14 protein-coding genes are annotated in these 17,732 nt (G+C 39.0%); 4 read left to right on the top strand and 10 right to left on the bottom strand.

Annotation, left to right across the window (positions count from 1 at the left end; all coding sequences use genetic code 11):
* Nucleotide 1 precedes the first annotated feature (1 nt).
* The 8 genes from C5749_RS09585 to C5749_RS09620 all read right to left on the bottom strand — a co-directional run bounded on the left by C5749_RS09585 (nucleotide 2) and on the right by C5749_RS09620 (nucleotide 8,609).
* The gene (locus C5749_RS09585; RefSeq protein WP_105725508.1) at nucleotides 2-802 is read right to left on the bottom strand and encodes a phosphatidate cytidylyltransferase; all 801 of its coding nucleotides are present in this window, start codon (nucleotides 800-802) and stop codon (nucleotides 2-4) included.
* The gene (locus C5749_RS09590; RefSeq protein ID WP_105725510.1) at nucleotides 792-1,010 is read right to left on the bottom strand and encodes a putative signal transducing protein; all 219 of its coding nucleotides are present in this window, start codon (nucleotides 1,008-1,010) and stop codon (nucleotides 792-794) included. Before C5749_RS09590 ends, C5749_RS09585 begins: the two co-directional genes overlap by 11 nt.
* Nucleotides 991-1,914 carry a CPBP family intramembrane glutamic endopeptidase gene (locus C5749_RS09595; RefSeq protein ID WP_105725512.1) on the bottom strand — a complete coding sequence of 308 codons (924 nt, stop codon included), beginning with the start codon at nucleotides 1,912-1,914 and terminating at the stop codon, nucleotides 991-993. The genes C5749_RS09590 and C5749_RS09595 overlap by 20 nt, the downstream gene beginning before the upstream one ends.
* Before the next feature lie 71 nt (nucleotides 1,915-1,985).
* Nucleotides 1,986-5,264 (bottom strand): S41 family peptidase, encoded by a 3,279-nt coding sequence (locus C5749_RS09600; protein ID WP_105725514.1) that lies wholly within the window; start codon nucleotides 5,262-5,264, stop codon nucleotides 1,986-1,988.
* Between the two features lie 272 nt (nucleotides 5,265-5,536).
* Nucleotides 5,537-6,280, bottom strand: coding sequence for a zinc ribbon domain-containing protein (locus C5749_RS09605; protein ID WP_105725516.1), 744 nt, complete (start codon nucleotides 6,278-6,280; stop codon nucleotides 5,537-5,539).
* A gap of 2 nt (nucleotides 6,281-6,282) precedes the next feature.
* A complete protein-coding gene (locus tag C5749_RS09610) occupies nucleotides 6,283-7,380 on the bottom strand; it encodes a Nif3-like dinuclear metal center hexameric protein (protein ID WP_105725517.1) in 1,098 nt (365 codons plus the stop codon).
* A gap of 5 nt (nucleotides 7,381-7,385) precedes the next feature.
* The gene (locus C5749_RS09615; RefSeq protein ID WP_245893694.1) at nucleotides 7,386-7,754 is read right to left on the bottom strand and encodes a hypothetical protein; all 369 of its coding nucleotides are present in this window, start codon (nucleotides 7,752-7,754) and stop codon (nucleotides 7,386-7,388) included.
* Between the two features lie 138 nt (nucleotides 7,755-7,892).
* Nucleotides 7,893-8,609 (bottom strand): SAM-dependent methyltransferase, encoded by a 717-nt coding sequence (locus C5749_RS09620; protein ID WP_105725521.1) that lies wholly within the window; start codon nucleotides 8,607-8,609, stop codon nucleotides 7,893-7,895.
* A gap of 291 nt (nucleotides 8,610-8,900) precedes the next feature.
* Between C5749_RS09620 and apaG the strand changes: the two genes are divergently transcribed.
* The 4 genes from apaG to C5749_RS09640 all read left to right on the top strand — a co-directional run bounded on the left by apaG (nucleotide 8,901) and on the right by C5749_RS09640 (nucleotide 15,172).
* A complete protein-coding gene (gene apaG / locus C5749_RS09625) occupies nucleotides 8,901-9,287 on the top strand; it encodes a Co2+/Mg2+ efflux protein ApaG (protein WP_105725523.1) in 387 nt (128 codons plus the stop codon).
* Between the two features lie 337 nt (nucleotides 9,288-9,624).
* Nucleotides 9,625-11,490 (top strand): ABC-F family ATP-binding cassette domain-containing protein, encoded by a 1,866-nt coding sequence (locus C5749_RS09630; RefSeq protein ID WP_105725525.1) that lies wholly within the window; start codon nucleotides 9,625-9,627, stop codon nucleotides 11,488-11,490.
* A 69-nt stretch (nucleotides 11,491-11,559) separates the two neighbouring features.
* Nucleotides 11,560-13,419: a tRNA uridine-5-carboxymethylaminomethyl(34) synthesis enzyme MnmG gene (mnmG, locus tag C5749_RS09635; RefSeq protein WP_105725527.1), complete on the top strand. Its 1,860-nt coding sequence runs from the start codon at nucleotides 11,560-11,562 to the stop codon at nucleotides 13,417-13,419.
* Nucleotides 13,420-13,618: 199 nt separating this feature from the next.
* Nucleotides 13,619-15,172, top strand: coding sequence for an Ig-like domain-containing domain (locus C5749_RS09640; protein ID WP_245893696.1), 1,554 nt, complete (start codon nucleotides 13,619-13,621; stop codon nucleotides 15,170-15,172).
* A 22-nt stretch (nucleotides 15,173-15,194) separates the two neighbouring features.
* On the opposite strand, the gene C5749_RS09645 is transcribed toward C5749_RS09640, so the two are convergent.
* Nucleotides 15,195-15,704, bottom strand: a complete 510-nt coding sequence (locus C5749_RS09645; RefSeq protein WP_105725531.1) for a gamma carbonic anhydrase family protein — start codon at nucleotides 15,702-15,704, stop codon at nucleotides 15,195-15,197.
* Nucleotides 15,705-15,712: 8 nt separating this feature from the next.
* Complete coding sequence (nadB, locus tag C5749_RS09650) at nucleotides 15,713-17,305, bottom strand: L-aspartate oxidase (RefSeq protein ID WP_105725533.1); 1,593 nt, start codon at nucleotides 17,303-17,305, stop codon at nucleotides 15,713-15,715.
* Between the last annotated feature and the right edge of the window lie 427 nt (nucleotides 17,306-17,732).

Here is a 17,732-nt window from a genome sequence, read left to right on the forward strand (position 1 = left end):
ATCAGAGTATACTTTTTAGAAACAAATAAACCAAAGGCGCGGCAACCAATAAACCGTCAAACCGGTCGAGCAACCCGCCATGTCCCGGTAATAGATTTCCAGCGTCCTTAACACCAACATTACGTTTTAGCATGGATTCTACCAAATCGCCAAGCGTTCCGAATATCGCAATAATCAAACCCATGCATACCCAGCACCACAGCGGAAGGATCCCAAAATAATACGAAAGGATGAATCCTGCAAGGGCAGCAAACACGGCACCTCCAAAAAACCCTTCCCATGTTTTATTAGGGGAAATGCGTTCAAATAATTTCCGTCGTCCAATACTCCTCCCAGCAAGGTAGGCACCTGTATCATTGGTCCATAGAAGGATCAAAAAGCCTAGCGGAATATATGCGTTATATATACCATTCACAAACCCCAGACTCATAAAAAACCCGAAGGGTATAGCGGCGTATATTAACCCGAAAAGCGAATACGCTACGTCTTGAATAGGATGCACCGTTTTACGGAAAAGTGCTGCGATATAAAGTAATAAAACGGCTGTCACGCCAAGCGGAAGAACAGCATAGGAGAGTAGGCCCAAAAGTACCATATCCACTAATATCAATCCCAAAGCGGCAACCCCAACACCTAGAAAAACCAAAGGTTGCGTATTCTCAGTGTGCACCATGCGATAAAATTCATATACACAATAAGCGGCTATCAACGAAAAAAGAGACACAAAAACATAAGGCCCAAGCAAGACAGCTCCTATTAAAACCGCAATAAAAAAGAAACCTGTTATCGCCCTAGTTTTCATTCGTTTCTGAATCGTTTTCTACTATCAATTCTTGGGCATGGTTGAAATCGCGTTCATTAACGAAAAGATCTATCTTTCCAAACATGAAGGATGAATCCTGCTTATTTAGCAAAACAGCGGGAATTCCATTTTCCGCTAACACCTGTTTATCTATTTCTCCCCGAATGGCATCGGTGTATGTCTGTAGTTTAATCCAACCTTTTTCCATATAACCTTAGTCTTGTTATGTACTGATAAAATATAAAAGCAATGATGATACTGAAAACGAAGCTACCAAGATACACAATTATCGGATAAGAATCACTTTCCATGAGTTCCGCATAGCTTTTGCCTTGTGTAGCATAGTAAAAAGCCAGTATAACCACCATACTATTATTAACAAAATGAGCAATAATAGCTGTCCAGATATTCCTTGTCCAGACGACGAGGTAACCAAAAAACACGCCGAGGATTAAGCGAGGGAAAAAGCCGTAAAACTGTATATGTATCGCGCTGAAAACAAGTGCAACTACCCAAACAGCAACATATTCATTTTTAAAAATCCGTGTCCCTATTTGTTGCAACGCACCCCTAAAGAATAGCTCTTCGCCTATTCCCGGCAAAATCGCCATGACGACAATGTTTAACAGCAATCTGTCCCAAGCGGTCGTCATAACAATGCTCTCGGTTAACAAAGCCATCTGGTCCTCTTTTATGCGCATCCACTCTTCTATATTACGCCAGGATTCCGGCAAACGCATATTGGCATTCCACTCCGAAATCAACGACATACAAGGTGAAAAAGCAAAAAGAAATAGTATGCTCAAAACATACGTTTTCCAATCGTTAAGATTTTGACTAGGGAATAGCTCTTCCTCTTTTTTTCTACGCTGAAAAATATACGCTGGTAAAATAAAGGTAGCAGCAGAGCTAATGCCCAGTACCAGATAGGCATAATACAGCTGCGCTGGATTCGCTCCTGATACCTCTGAAAAAAAGTCGATATTCCCAAAGAGAATATACCCCAATCCACCGAAAATTAGTGAAACAGCGAAAACACAGATAAACAGGACCATGATTAAAAAAAGCAGGTCTCCCCATGGGCTCCTTTCTTGCACCTCGGATGTATTCATAGATTAAAAATAGGTATTTCATTGGTTTTAAAATATAAAAAGGAGTGAAATTCACTCCTTTTTATATTTTGTTACTTTACCCGCACAGGATCTTTGGGGTCTTTTAATTCCTGGTAGGGATAGGTTTTCATCTCTTCCAATAAAATAGCAATGGTTTTCTCCAATTGCGGATCCCTTCCTTCGAGCAAATCTTTTGGCATCTGTTCTACAAAAATATCGGGCGCAACGCCTTTATTTTCGATAATGTAGTTGCTGTCTAGGTCGAATATTCCAAAGTTTGGCGAGGTTATACGACCGCCATCCAACAACGGCGGATATCCAGAAATGCCCACTAGTATTCCCATTGTCGTACGCCCTACGAGCTTTCCAAGGCCTTTGAAACGAAACATATAGGGCATCATATCCCCTCCGGATCCGGCATTCTCGTTGATAATCATCGCCTTCGGACCATATATACCATTTCCCGGTGTAGTAAAGCTTCTTCCGTCCCGGATCCGCCAACCGGATATAAGTTCTCTAGACAATAAATCGATGACGTAATCCGCGACCCAACCACCACCATTGTTTCGTTCATCCAATAAAAGTGCTTTCTTGTCCATCTGGGAGAAATAATAGCGGTTAAAATAGGTATATCCCTCCGGTCCCGTATTTGGCATGTACACATACGCGATTTGCCCTTTGCTAAGCTCGTCTACTTTCTTACGGTTAGATTCTACCCAATCCATCCTGCGCAAACTGGTTTCCTGTCCAAAAGATATAGGTTTTACAACAATTTCCCGCGCTCCACTCCATGATGGCGTATCATTGATTTTCAAAGTCACCTGTTTATCGACCGTATTTTCCAACAACTGGAAAATATTAATTGATTGATTCAAGGCAATACCATTCACGGCAACAATATACTCCCCTTCTTTGACTTTTAAGCCGGGTTCAGCCAATGGCGCTCTGAGTGATGGATTCCAATCTAAAGTAGTATATATCTTATTGATCTTGTATCCTTCTTCTACTACGTCGAAATCAGCTCCTAATGTACCCGTATGGACAGCGGGCGTTGCTGGTTCGTCACCAGGATATATATAATTATGTCCTACGACCATTTCACCCATCATCTCGTTCAATAGATAGCCTAAATCTGATCGATGTCCTACGTATGGTAAGAATTTCTCATATTTTGTCCTCATTGCATTCCAATCGACACCATGCATATTCTCTACATAAAAAAATTCTTTCTGCATCGCCCATACTTCATGAAAAATCTGTTTCCATTCCGCCACCGGGTCTACTAATTGTTTGACATTTTTAATTTCTATTTTTCCCTTTCCTGGGGCGGGTTTTTGTCCGGCATTCACAATGAAAAAGTCGCGATTGCTGCGATAAAGCATTTTCTTTCCATCTGCGCTGATAGCAAACCCTGAAGCATTTTCGACTAACTTGTTATCTTCCAATTTCTTTAAGTCGTAGGCACCAATCGTATTGCCACGCATATAAATCAACATATTTTCCGTCGTCCCATTCAACGAATAGCGACCAGGAGAGAGGGGTAGCGCAACAATACGGCGGCTTATATCTTCCAAATCAACTTTTGTCGCTGACTTCTTTGATTTATCTTCCTTAGGCTTTTCTTCAGATTTATCTTCCTTTTCTTTATTCTCCTCTTTTTTATTCTTCGTTTTGTCGTCCGTTATTTCTTCTTCGTCGCTTTCATTTTTAAACAGAGACGGTGTTTCCTTTGAAAGAATAAAAGCGTAAACATTATAATTTACATTTCTTTCATAAGCCGTCATGTGTAGTCCTGAATTCGTCAAACCGGTATTCGTACTTGCAGAGAAAAAAAGGTACTTTCCATCCCGACTAAAAGTTGGTTGGTTGACCGCACTCATGCCATCTGTAATCTGCGTGGATTGTCTTGTTTGCAGGTTGTACATAAATAGCGTACGAATACCATTTCTTAGACTTTTGACATAAGCTATCCAGTCAGAATCAAAGGACCACGAGGGCTGAAAATGATTGGAAACTCTACCTGTCGTTGAACTAAGTCGGTCATCGTCTACCAGCGTTATTTTCTTGGTTTCTATATCCACATAGTAAAGATTGAGATGGGCATCATTATAGAAAAGCTTTTTACTGTCAGGCGACCAGCTCGGTTGGTAATAAAAAGCAGTTTCTCCCAAGGGGATATAAATCGGTTCGTTTTTAGCCATTTGATCGCGTAGTACCAATTCGTATTTTCCATTTTTATCGGAAATAAACGAAATCCATTTTCCATTGGGCGACCAAGCTGGGAAGCGTTCATGTGAAGCAGGTGCTTTAGAAATATTTCGTGCATCACCTTTTTCCTTCGGTATAGTGAAGATTTCCCCCCGATTTTCGAACAATACTCTTTGACCTGTTGGAGAAATGGTGTACGAACGAATATCTTTTCCAACATCTATATAATGCTGCCGCTTGTACATGGCGTCGGCATTCACATTGATAACTAGTCTTTCCACATTTTTCGTCGCGGTATGAAGGATATGCAGGCGGCCGGCGTATTCAAATGTCAGTTCGTCTCCTTTTCCACTCAGCGTACGCACATCGTAGTCTTTGTAATTTGTTAGCTTCTCAACACTTTTCGTTTTCGTATCATAGCTGAAAATATTTACTATTTTGTCTCGATCTGAAAGAAAATAGACCTTGTTTCCTAACCAGATGGGCTTCACATCGTTACTGTTTTCTCCCGGGATGATTTCTACTTCTTTTGTTTGCGTATCAAAGATCCAAATAGAAGGCATGCCGCCTCCACGATAGCGCTTGAACGCTACGCGATCCCTTTCCGTTGGATCCGTATTTTTAATATATGCCCAATAACGACCGTCGGGAGAGGGGCTTCCTTGATAGGCTTCCGGCATTAACAGGGGAGAAGCTAGTTCCCCGTTCACCGATGTTTTATATAACCTGGGACCTAAAGAGTAGGTGAATTCTCGTGTACTTGTGAAATAAACTTCGTTATTATTTAGCCAGCCGCGAAGTATATCTGAGGTGGGGTGAAAGGTAACCCGTTGTGGCGCGCCCCCTTGTATAGAAACGACATAGACATCGGTGTTTCCATCGTAATTGCCTGTGAAAGCAATCTGCTGGCCATCGGGCGAGAATATAGGATTCTGCTCTACGCCAGGATTTACTGTTAAGCGACGCGCGTTTTCACCATTTTTATTCGCTATCCATACGTCTCCAGCATAAACAAAAGTAATATGTTTATCGCTTATATCTGGGTTTCTCAAAAGTAGGGTTTCTTGTTGCGCTTTTGCCCCTAAAAACAAAAAGCCAGAAAGAAAAAGTGCGTGTAAGGCCTTCGAAAATTTATTTTTCATACAGATTATTGATGATTGTTGCCAAAAATAGTAGAATTTATCCTATAAGCTGGATTCATATCAGAGATGTTGCAAACTTATTGTGTTCTTTTTTCTCTCAAAAAAGAAGCAAAAAAATCGTCGCTGAAAACCTTTGGTGTTAATAAGAGATAGGAGACTTATGGCTAAGCGTTTGTTTTGGTGTCCATGAGCTCACTTTCGTTCGGTTTTGGTTTTTTCTTAAAAAAAAGCCCCGCGAGTAGTCGCGGGGCTTTTATAATCTTCAGCTTACACTAAGCGTGTTCTTCGTCAAAAACGATACCTTCGTCGACGATGATTCTTCCGCAGTGTTCACAAATGATAACTTTCTTCCGCTGGCGGATTTCAGATTGCAATTGTGGTGGAATCTTATTGTAACATCCCGAACAGCTATCACGTTCAATAGAGACAACGGCCAGGCCATTTCGGAATGTCCCACGAAGTTTATTATATACTTTTAATAGACGTTCCTCAATATTTTTTTCTGCCTTATCTGCCTTATCTACTAAGGCATCTTCTTCTTTTTGTGTTTCGCCAGTAATGCTTTCAAGTTCTTGCTTTTTTACATCCAATTCACCTTTACTGTATTCAAGGCTCTTTTGCGTGCTTTCGTAAAGTTCCGTTTTATTTTTTATCTCAAACTCTGCTTCTCGAATGCGCTTTTCACATACTTGAATTTCTAAACCTTGAATTTCAATCTCTTTTGATATAGCATCGTATTCACGATTGTTTTTTACTTCATTGAGTTGACCTTCGTATTTTTTAATCGCAGCTTGTGCATCTTTAATCATATTTCTGCGATTCACGATGGAATCTTCTAGATCATCCAAGTCTGTCCTAATTTTCTCGATTCGGGTATCAAGACCTGCGATCTCATCTTCTAGATCGGCAACCTCAATAGGCAATTCGCCACGCACTTGGCGAATCTTATCTATCTTCGTATGGATGGACTGCAGCGTCCATAATGCTTTTAACTTTTGTTCTACGGATTGTTCCATTATCAAACGTAATATTTAATAGGATTTGTCTCTATTTCTGTCAATAGGACAGCAAAGTTAACAAATTTTTTCTGAATAATTTCCAATAATAATTCCTGCGTAAATTGTTCACTTTCAAAATGTCCTATGTCTGCAATGACAATATCATCCTCTGCATCAAAGAACTCATGGTATTTGTAATCGGCCGAAATGAAGATATCTGCACCTGAACGCTTCGCGTCGTTTAATAGGAATGCACCAGCACCGCCGCAAACAGCAACCCTGGAAATAACCTTATTCAGCAACTTGGTGTGCCGGATAACCTTTACATTCAATTTTTCTTTTACATAACCTAGAAAATCCAATTCGCTCATCGGATGTGGCAGGTTGCCAATAGCACCCGACCCGACCGTTTGCAACGTATTGTTCAAAGGAAATATATCGTGGGCCACTTCTTCATAAGGGTGTGCAGCGTACATCGCGACCAAGATGGAACGTTCTAATCTTTCAGGATAAATAACTTCAATTTTGGTTTCTTCAACACGTTCCTGCTCGTTCACTGTACCGATTGTTGGATTTGCCCCGTCAAGTGGTCGAAATGTGCCGTATCCTGCCGTATTATAGCTACATTCATCATAATCGCCGATAGCGCCGGCGCCTGCGTCGAACAATGCCACCCGAACGGATTCAGCATGCGAACGGGGTACAAAAACGGCTAGTTTCTTAAGCAGGTTTCGTTTAGGTCGTAAAACGGCGTGTGATGCTAATCCCAGCTTCTCGGCAATTTTACTACTCACACCTCCCAAGACATTATCGAGATTCGTGTGAATCGCATAAAGAGCAATGCCATGGCGTATAGCTTTAATAATCACCCGCTCCACATAATTATTACCATTCAATTTTTTCAATCCCGCAAATACTATGGGGTGATGCGCAATAATGATATCGCAACCCTTTTGCATGGCTTCGTCAACGATTTCCTCCGTGCAATCCAAAGCGATCAACGCCTGTCCTATCTCGTCCTCTGGATGGCCAACGATCAATCCTGAATTATCATAAGATTCCTGATAAGCCAGCGGAGCAATCTGCTCTAGATATTGTGTAAGTTCGCTAATTTTCATCGTTATTACATCTCGGTTTCATCCTTATTTTCCGCTACAAAATCTTTTCCGTAATGTTCGACATGCATGCGCAGCAGTGTCTTGTATTCGTGAACTTTGACCCAATAGGTAATAAAATACACTAAATGCAATATGCCGATTATTGTCAATATGAATAAGGGTAGCGGAATATTACTCAATAAAAAAGTCCATGCAAATATAAGTCCCCATTTTTGGGTGGGTCTTTCTTCTACCTCGACTTTTCGGTCATAAAATTCATTGTTTAAAGAATCCGCCAAACGCTTGGCTACTTCAAAATTCCAGTATATGTTGAAAAGAGGCACTGCAACAAACCAGGCTTGACTAGGCAGTATGCATAAGTTTTCTTTTTTCACCAGTTTTAATGTGCGATAAAGAGTCAAGGCGAAAAAAATCCATATTATAATTCGAATTATTCCGCCGATTAGCATGTACAAAGCCATGTCATCGGTTATATTTTGAGGCAAAATATCTAACATGTTATATGAGGAATTTTAATTTTGTACATACATCAAAAATATAGCGGGCTTCTTATGAAGCTCCGGTTTTCGATTCTTCCATTCTGCTATGGATAAAGTCAACACCTGTTCATCAGAAGCCGTTAGGTTACACGCTACACAGAGTCTTGTTTTCTGTTTGCAGTTTTTAAGTAAATCATCAAATAGGGCATTATTACGAAAGGGTGTTTCAATAAACACCTGCGTTTGTTGCTCCCTTTGTGACTGAAATTCCATATCTTTAATCTTTTTTGCCCGTTCCGCTTTATCTATCGGAAGGTAACCATGAAAAGTAAACTTTTGTCCACTAAATCCCGACGCCATCAATGCCAATAAAATCGAACTGGGACCAACTAATGGAACGACTTTTATTCCTCGCTTATGGGCCTCAGCTACCACGTCCGCACCGGGATCGGCTACGCCAGGACAACCCGCTTCCGACATCAACCCCATGTCCTTTCCTTCCGTAAGCGATTTAAACATACGATTATAATCTGTTATTTCGCGGACATGTTTGCCATAATCGTGCATTTTCAGTTCACTTTGTGGTATTTTTAGCCCGGCCTCCTTTAGAAACCGACGAGCAGTTTTTTCGTTTTCAACCACGTATTCATCAATATGATTAATCACTTCCTGAAAGTAAAGCGTGTAAGACTGTTTCTCCGCATTTTCAGCCAACGGTACAGGTATAAGATAAAGTGTTCCTAAAGCCATTATTCAAAATTACTAAATATTTTCGCTATTCGTGACCGGAGGGAACACCTTATCGGTACTAAACAAAAAAAGAGCTATCCGTTAAAGCTCTTTAAAACCGTTGGGAATATTTGCTGATCTTTCTCAAGGGGCAGAAGCCTTCGAAAAAATCATACAAAACAAGTGGATGGAAGTGAGGAAAAAAAATTAAATTTGATGTTTAAAAAGATAATTAATAATTTGCTCACGATTAAGGTGTTCATTATCAATCTTGGGGTATTCGATATGCAGTTAAAAAGAGCTATTAAATAGATGAATACACAAATAACATCCGGCGTAAAGGTATCTGTAGACGTGGTCTACCAACCCGAGTATTCCAATCCGGATAAGATGCATTTTATGTTCTCTTATCAAATCACAATAGAAAATCTAAGTGATATTACCATACAGCTTATTAATAGACATTGGGATATTTTCGATTCTATTGGCGAATTTAAACAAGTAGAAGGAGAAGGAGTGGTAGGAGAGCAACCCATTTTAGTCCCTGGAACCGTCTATCAATATGTCTCAGGATGCAATTTAAAAAGCGAGATAGGATATATGGAGGGCTATTATGAAATGATTAAGGAGGTCGACGGTAGCATATTTCACGTAGAGATTCCCCGATTTAATTTAATTGCTTCATTTAAATTGAACTAACAGCATACCATAATTTCAAAAATCCACCAACGTTCGTCGAATATTGTGCGCCTGAGCTAAATCCGTGTCCAATCCGTGTGAACATTCCAGTTAATAGGGTAGAAGATTACTGCCGTATCGTTATTACCATCTAAAAGCACCAAAGTTATACTCAAGCAAAGTCTATATCAAAAGCTTCTCGAAAATAAAACACATTTACGCTGATATTTACGTATTTTTGTACTTGAAAATTTATCTCCATTCGCGTACGAAAGGAGAACCTTTCTATAATTTATACACGAGCTATAGAATGGATTAAATAAAACACAAGTATTTAATTATCAATATATTATAAAAATTGAGTATTTTAGCAACAGAGCAAGTTAGTCACTCCTTCCATGATAAATGGTTATTCAAACAACTCCATTTTGCTTTGCAAAAAGGAGACCGGGTGGCTTTGGTCGGCATAAACGGAACGGGTAAGTCAACTTTGCTCAAAATTCTTGCTGAACAAGTTATCCCGACAGAAGGCAAAGTCGTCAAAGAACGAGGTATTAAAATAGGTTTTCTATCGCAAGAGCCTAGTTTTAATGGGATGGAAACCATAAACGATTTTATTTATAGCACGGATAACGAACAACAGCAGCTCATAAAGTCTTATGAAAATTTATTAAACAGCGAGGAAATAGATCACCAATTGCTGGCCGAGCTTACAGACAAATTATCCGCGATGGAGGCTTGGGAATACGAGCATAATATTAAGACAATTTTAAATCGATTACAGATTTCAAATTTCAATCAAACAATTGACAGTTTATCAGGAGGACAGAAGAAAAGACTGTCTCTAGCTAAATTACTGATCGACGAACCCGATGTTTACATTCTAGACGAACCGACCAATCATTTGGATATAGAGACTATAGAATGGTTAGAAAAATTATTGACAACAGGAAATAAAACTGTTCTCCTGGTTACACACGATAGGTACTTTTTGGATAACGTTTGTACAGAAATAAGAGAACTAGACAAGGGAAATATATACACTTATAAAGGAAACTATACCTACTTTCTAGAAAAGAAGGCCGAACGAGAAACCATAGATGCTGTCGCAGTAGAAAAAGCGCAGAACTTACTTAGACGTGAGCTGGAATGGATGCGCCGTCAGCCCAAGGCGCGCGGAACAAAATCAAAAGCACGTATTGGCGCTTTTTATGATTTGGAAGAAAAGTCAAAAACTGGACACAAGAAAGAAAATGTACAGCTATCGGTAAAAATGAGCAGACAGGGTTCGAAAATATTAGAATTGGAGGACATGTCGAAATCTTTTGCGGAGAAGAAAATTATAGATCATTTTTCATATACTTTTAAAAAGGGCGATCGCATCGGATTAGCCGGAAAAAACGGAAGCGGAAAATCAACCTTTCTAAATTTGTTAACCGGGGCTACTCCACCAGATTTCGGTAACGTGATTTTAGGAGAGACCACCAAGTTCGGATACTATAAGCAGGAAGGACTTGCATTCATGGATAGCGATCGCGTTTTAGATATAGTCAAAAATGTAGCAGACTATATTGAAATGGCTAATGGCGATATTATTACTGCTTCGCAATTGCTTACATTATTTTTGTTTCCCCCGGAAAAGCAATACAATTTGGTAAGTCGATTAAGTGGTGGAGAAAAAAAGCGCTTACAGTTGATGCGTGTATTGATGTCTAATCCGAATTTCCTGATACTTGATGAGCCGTCTAACGATTTAGATATTGATACATTAAACGTTCTAGAAGAATTTTTGGAAAACTACGCAGGCATCTTGGTATTAGTTTCGCACGACCGTTACCTGATTGACAAGTTAACTGAACAGCTTTTTATATTTGAAAACAACGGAAAACTTAAAATATATAATGGTAATTATGCGGATTACAAATTGGAACAAGATCAGATTAGCCGTGAAGAGAAAGAAAAAATAAAAAAGATCGAAACAGAAAAACCGTTAACAACAGTAAAAACAGAGAAGAAGAAACGCTCCTATAAAGAGCAGCTCGAATATGAAGTTTTGGAAAAAGACATAACGGAAATAGAAAGAACTATCGCACAAAAGACGGAATTGTTAAATATGGTTTCAGACCACGAGGAAATTGCAAAAATTGTTTTGGATATCGAACAACTCCAAAAAGATTTAGATGCTAAGTCCGAACGCTGGTTAAACCTCGCAGAATATATATAGCTTGTTCCACGTGAAACAAATTATTGATAAACTATTCCACGTGAAACATTAGGATAAGAGAAATAAAAAATGTTTAATAAATATAATGTAATTGTAGTAGGGGCCGGTCATGCGGGATGTGAAGCAGCAGCAGCAGCAGGTAATTTAGGATCATCAGTTTTATTGATTACTATGAACATGGGAGTCATTGCACAGATGAGTTGCAACCCAGCAATAGGTGGTGTAGCGAAAGGGCAAATCGTCAGAGAAATTGATGCAATGGGTGGATATACCGGTATCATCGCAGATAAATCAACACTCCAGTTTCGGATGCTCAATCGTTCAAAAGGTCCCGCAATGTGGAGTCCCCGGTCCCAAAATGATCGAATGCGTTTCGCTGAAGAATGGAGGCTCACCCTAGAGTCACTCCCCAATGTAGATATGTGGCAGGATACCGTCAAAGAAATCATCGTCGAAAATGGACAAGCAAAGGGCGTAGTAACATCACTCGGAATACGCATAGCGGCAGATGCTGTCATTCTAACAAACGGCACGTTCTTGAATGGTATCATCCACATCGGCGAGAAAAAAATAGGAGGGGGACGCACAGGCGAAAAGTCGGCAACGGGACTTACTGAACAACTCGTTAGTTTAGGTTTCGAATCCGGTAGAATGAAAACCGGAACACCGCCCCGTGTTGATGGGCGATCGCTAAATTATACTTTGATGGAAGAACAATGGGGTGATGAGAAAAGAGGAAGATTCTCTTACACTGATGTCGATATACCGGCCAAACAACGTTGTTGTTGGATTACGTATACTAATGATAAAGTACATGAAGTACTGAAAACCGGGTTTGAGAAATCGCCAATGTTTACCGGTCGTATAAAAGGACTAGGTCCGCGATATTGCCCATCTATTGAAGATAAAATAAATCGATTTGCAGAACGAGATAGACATCAAATTTTTGTAGAGCCGGAAGGATTCAACACCGTGGAAATATATGTGAATGGTTTTTCGACATCACTCCCAGAAGACGTACAACTGAAAGCATTGCGTTTAATACCCGGATTTGAAAATGCAAAAATGTATAGACCTGGGTATGCTATCGAATATGATTATTTTCCACCTATGCAATTGGATCTAACGTTAGAAACATTAAAAGTCAAACATTTATTCTTCGCTGGTCAAATTAATGGAACTACAGGTTACGAAGAAGCGGGAGCCCAAGGATTCGTGGCTGGTATCAATGCGCATCAGCGAATCAATGACTTGCAAGAGCTTATATTGAAACGCGCTGAGTCGTATATCGGCGTCCTTATAGATGATTTAGTGACTAAGGGAACAGAAGAACCTTATCGTATGTTCACCTCCAGAGCGGAACACCGCCTTCTCCTCCGGCAAGATAACGCAGACATTCGTCTCACACCCATGGCATACAAATTAGGGCTCGTGAGCGAAGAGCGTCTGTTAAAAGTAAATAAAAAAATAGAAAATTCGGACTCTCTAGTCAACTATATGAAACAAAATAGTGTGTCTGTCGATGATATGAACCCCATTTTAGAAGAAGTAGAATCAAGCCCGTTAAATCAAAAGATGCGAATGTTCAATTTACTGAGTAGACCACAAATAAACATTTATCATATCGCAAAAGCGGATGGAGAATTTGATGAACTGTTAAAACAATATGACGACGAAACTATAGAGCAAGCAGAAATAAAAGTGAAGTATGATAGCTATTTTACTAAAGAAATGGAGATCGTAAATAAAATGAAAAAGATGGAGGACAAAGAAATCAATCCCAACTTTGACTATAATTCCCTCACTTCTCTTTCCATTGAAGCACGTGAAAAATTATTAAAAGTAAAACCTCGGACTTTAGGGCAGGCATCGCGCATTTCTGGAGTCTCTCCCTCTGACATTAGTGTTCTAATGGTACATATGAATTAACTTTCTGATTATCAATACCTTATAACAAAAAAGAAAATATAAAAATAAAGCGATATAAGAGATTATTTTTAAATTTATGAGTTCCAGGTCCAAAAAAGATAAAAACGCGCCAAATGGCTTAAAAACGTTAAAATTGCAAAACCTAGCTATTTTTAGCTTTGCTTTATTAATATTCATTAGCTTTAGCAGATGTGCAAATATGCAACGGCCAACAGGCGGGCCGAAGGACTCTATTCCCCCTAAGCTCTTAGAGGTATCGATTCCGAACTTCAGTACAAACTTTACAGAAAAAAGAATTGTTCTCAGGTTCGACGAATTTATAAAACTGAACAACCAATATAAGGAATTTAGTATCAGCCCGGACGTCGAAGATATCGTTGACTATCGCGTACGAAAAAAAGACTTAGTTATTACCCTACCAGATTCACTGGAAGAAAATACAACCTATACTATCAATTTTGGTAAGGGATTAGTAGATTACAATGAAAGTAATCCATTTATAGATTATAACTATGTATTTGCCACAGGCGCTGAATTGGATTCTCTTTCCATTAGCGGTTCTGTCATCAACGGATTTACAAAAGAGTTTGATCAAAAAAAAGACGAAAACATAAAGGTACTTCTTATCCCCACATCACAAGATTCGATATTTGGGAAAAGAAAAGCAAACATATTTGCGAATGTAGATACATCCGGTAATTTCAAATTCAATAATCTAAGGGAAGATACTTACAGGATCTATGCATTAAAAGAGCAGAATAACGATCGTATCTTTAACGGGAATGACGAATGGATAGGTTTTCTGGAAGATAGTATACATCTGGATAAAGATATAACGGGTATAAAACTCGAAATAACAAAAGCATATCCCAAAGATTTTCGTACACTGGAAAAGAAATTCGAACCGGCTGGTCATATTTTACTGACTTTTACGAAACCACTTGAACAGCCGAAAACTAAAATCTTATTCCCTGCAGAATTAGACGATAATAAGATAGAACGATACAGCGTCAATAACGACTCCGTCAAAATTTACATACCAAAAACTGAACTCGATTCTATTAAAATAGAATTAAGTGAAGAAAATCGACTATTGGATACCATCCTAATCAGAACAAATAAAAACGCAAAATTCGATAGGGAGGTAAAGCCTATATTAAGCATTACGAATAAGGTCGATCGTATTCGACATATCACGTTAACAAGTGAAAGTCCACTAGCCAATGTAGATAAATCAAAAATCCTTATTCATGAAGATTCTATATCGAGAAGAAATTTCCAACTACAACAAGATACACTAAACAGAAATTTATACCATATACGGTACAACTGGCGTCCTAAAAAAGACTACGAACTAGTAATCCAGGAAGGAGCGATGCGAACACCTTTTGATGATGTCAATCTAGAATCCAAAACAAGATTCACCTTAGATGAGTCAGATAACTATGGAAATATAAATTTTGTTGTAAATGGATTAGATTCCACGAAAAATTACATTGTAGAACTTATTGACGAGGCTAAAGAAAAGGTATTTAATAAACGGTCTCTCCATGCTTCTAATCCTATCATAAATTATACGAATTATCCGGGAGGTAAATATTCCCTGCGTATTATTTACGACGAAAACAACAATGGTAGATGGGATCCGGCGGATGTTTATGCAAAAAAACAGGCAGAAAATATATGGTATTTGGGCAAAACGTTTACCATCCGAGCAAACTGGGATCAGAACGAAACCATTAATCTAGACTAGTGCTAATATACGCTAATTTAGATTAATCAAACCATGAACTGTATAACACGTAATTATGCGGCAATTGCTGCAACATATCCATTTGTCCTTCCGTTAGCGGCTTTATTTTCTTGGCAGGAACTCCTGCATATAAATAACCCGATTCACATAGTGTGCCTTCTAAAACAACCGCTCCGGCAGCGATAATTACATTTGATTCAATAATGGCTCTGTCCATTACAATAGCACCCATACCAATAAGTACATAATCGTGTACTACGCAACCATGTACAATAGCATTGTGACCTACATTTACGTAATTCCCGATGTCAGTTCCGTTTCTTTGGTAAGTGCAATGAATGACGACGCCATCCTGAATATTCGTATAATTTCCTATACGAATATAGTTTACGTCCCCTCTAATCACAGCATTAAACCAAATAGAACAATGCGTTCCTATAACGACATCACCAACGATGGTAGCATTGTCGGCAAGGAATACAGACCTGTCTATCTGCGGATATATATCTTTTACTGGCAAAATAGTTGGCATCTCTCTTTCTATAAAACGGTGTCTTTCAATTCCACTGATTTTTTTGGAAAATCTGTGGTATAATGTAACCCCCTACTTTCCCGACGTTGCATAGCAGATTTAACAATCAAATAAGAAACTTGTATGACATTACGTAACTCGCATAACTTAACAGATAACTTGGTATTTTTATAAAACTCCTCCGTCTCTTCATAAAGAAATCCCAACCGTCTGATCGCTCTATCTAAACGGAAATCTGATCGAACTATACCTACATAATCACTCATTAATTTTTGCGTTTCCCGTAAATTATGTGTGACTAAGATCTCTTCATTCATCAATTGCGCCTTAGATTCATCCCAACCCGGAATATCAACTGCGTGATCCAATGTACGCCAAATAGAAGACGCATCTTCAAAAATCCGATGCGCATACACCACCGCTTCCAACAAGGAATTTGATGCTAACCGGTTAGCCCCGTGAAGCCCCGTGGAAGAACATTCTCCACAGGCATACAAATTTTGAATAGAAGTCCTTCCGTTTTCGTCGACCATAATACCACCGCACAAATAGTGTGCTGCAGGCGTTACCGGTATATAATCCTTTGTCATATCCAACCCAACCGAAAGACACTTCTCATAGATATTAGGAAAATGCGAAATGATGTCTGCTTTCTCACGATGCGTAATATCCAAATAAACAAAATCAAGTCCTGATTTCTTCATTTCATTGTCGATCGCTCTGGCCACAATATCGCGAGGAGCTAATGATGCGCGTTCGTCATATTCCTCCATAAATGATTCTCCGGTCACTCTTCTTAAAATCCCACCGAAGCCTCGTACTGCTTCAGAAATAAGAAAAGAGGGTGATTCTTTTGGATTATATAACGACGTGGGGTGAAACTGTATAAATTCCATATTCCGCACTTTACCCTTTGCTCGGTATACCATGGCAATGCCATCGCCGGTCGCTATCGTCGGATTTGTAGTACTTGCATATACATGGCCAGCCCCTCCTGAAGCCATTAATGTCACTTTACTTAAAAAAGTTTCTATGGCATTGTTTCTGGTATTCAACGCATAGATACCAAAGCACTGAATATTCCTCGTGCTTTTGTCCACATGGATACCTTGATGGTGTTGTGTAATGAGGTCGACTGCAAAATAATGCGTTAATATTTCGATATTGGGATGCTGATGCACCTTCTCCAATAATGCTCGCTCTATTTCATACCCCGTTATATCCTTATAGTGTAGAATCCGATGATTGGAATGTCCGCCTTCACGGGCAAGATCATAGTGCTCTCCGTCGACTTTGTCGAAGTTAGTACCGTAATCAATAAGTTCTTTAATTCTCTCAGGAGCTTCCTTAACAACGTTTTCCACAACACTAACATGGCATAAACCATCCCCAGCTATCTGTGTATCAGCTATATGCTTATCAAAGCTATCCGACTTATCCACAACGGCTGCTACTCCTCCCTGCGCATATTTAGTATTCGATTCGTCCTCATTCGATTTTGTAACTATCAATACGCTGCCCAGTTCGGCTGCCTTAAGTGCAAAACTCAAACCGGCAATGCCAGAACCGACTACTAAAAAATCTACTTGTTTATGTACCATAAAGTGTATAAAGCGGAACGCCTTTCATTTAGAGGAACAAATTAACAAAATATGTGGAAAACATGTATAGAAACGGTGAACTAAAAATGAAAACTTTAAAACTTTCCACAGTAGATCGCCGATTCTCACGAAACAGTGGGAAAAGTTAAGCTAAAATCAACCCAATATTAACAAATTGTAAACAGCAAACATTCAACAAAAAAATATGGAAAAAGAAAACGTAAAAAAATCAGTTAATTGAGAATCAAGTGATAATCAAATAATCTTTGTGGAGAACCTGTGGAAAACAATATGAAAAACATTTTACCAAACATAACTCCATACACTTATCCCCATTTTCCACATGCTAATAAACAATAAGATTCTCTCTTTAAAAAAAGATTATTATTTATTGAAAAAAGGGAATGTGGATTTCGTTTGATTTTCT

Origin of the sequence: Sphingobacterium gobiense (assembly GCF_002980575.1) — a bacterium.
Lineage (GTDB): Bacteria > Bacteroidota > Bacteroidia > Sphingobacteriales > Sphingobacteriaceae > Sphingobacterium > Sphingobacterium gobiense.

Bases quoted from the DNA above. Each gene is read 5' to 3' on its own strand.
- C5749_RS09585 (WP_105725508.1), bottom strand. From the start codon at position 802: ATGAAAACTAGGGCGATAACAGGTTTCTTTTTTATTGCGGTTTTAATA.
- C5749_RS09590 (WP_105725510.1), bottom strand. From the start codon at position 1,010: ATGGAAAAAGGTTGGATTAAACTACAGACATACACCGATGCCATTCGG.
- C5749_RS09595 (WP_105725512.1), bottom strand. From the start codon at position 1,914: ATGAATACATCCGAGGTGCAAGAAAGGAGCCCATGGGGAGACCTGCTT.
- C5749_RS09600 (WP_105725514.1), bottom strand. From the start codon at position 5,264: ATGAAAAATAAATTTTCGAAGGCCTTACACGCACTTTTTCTTTCTGGC.
- C5749_RS09605 (WP_105725516.1), bottom strand. From the start codon at position 6,280: ATGGAACAATCCGTAGAACAAAAGTTAAAAGCATTATGGACGCTGCAG.
- C5749_RS09610 (WP_105725517.1), bottom strand. From the start codon at position 7,380: ATGAAAATTAGCGAACTTACACAATATCTAGAGCAGATTGCTCCGCTG.
- C5749_RS09620 (WP_105725521.1), bottom strand. From the start codon at position 8,609: ATGGCTTTAGGAACACTTTATCTTATACCTGTACCGTTGGCTGAAAAT.
- apaG (WP_105725523.1), top strand. From the start codon at position 8,901: ATGAATACACAAATAACATCCGGCGTAAAGGTATCTGTAGACGTGGTC.
- mnmG (WP_105725527.1), top strand. From the start codon at position 11,560: ATGTTTAATAAATATAATGTAATTGTAGTAGGGGCCGGTCATGCGGGA.
- C5749_RS09640 (WP_245893696.1), top strand. From the start codon at position 13,619: ATGCAACGGCCAACAGGCGGGCCGAAGGACTCTATTCCCCCTAAGCTC.
- C5749_RS09645 (WP_105725531.1), bottom strand. From the start codon at position 15,704: ATGCCAACTATTTTGCCAGTAAAAGATATATATCCGCAGATAGACAGG.
- nadB (WP_105725533.1), bottom strand. From the start codon at position 17,305: ATGGTACATAAACAAGTAGATTTTTTAGTAGTCGGTTCTGGCATTGCC.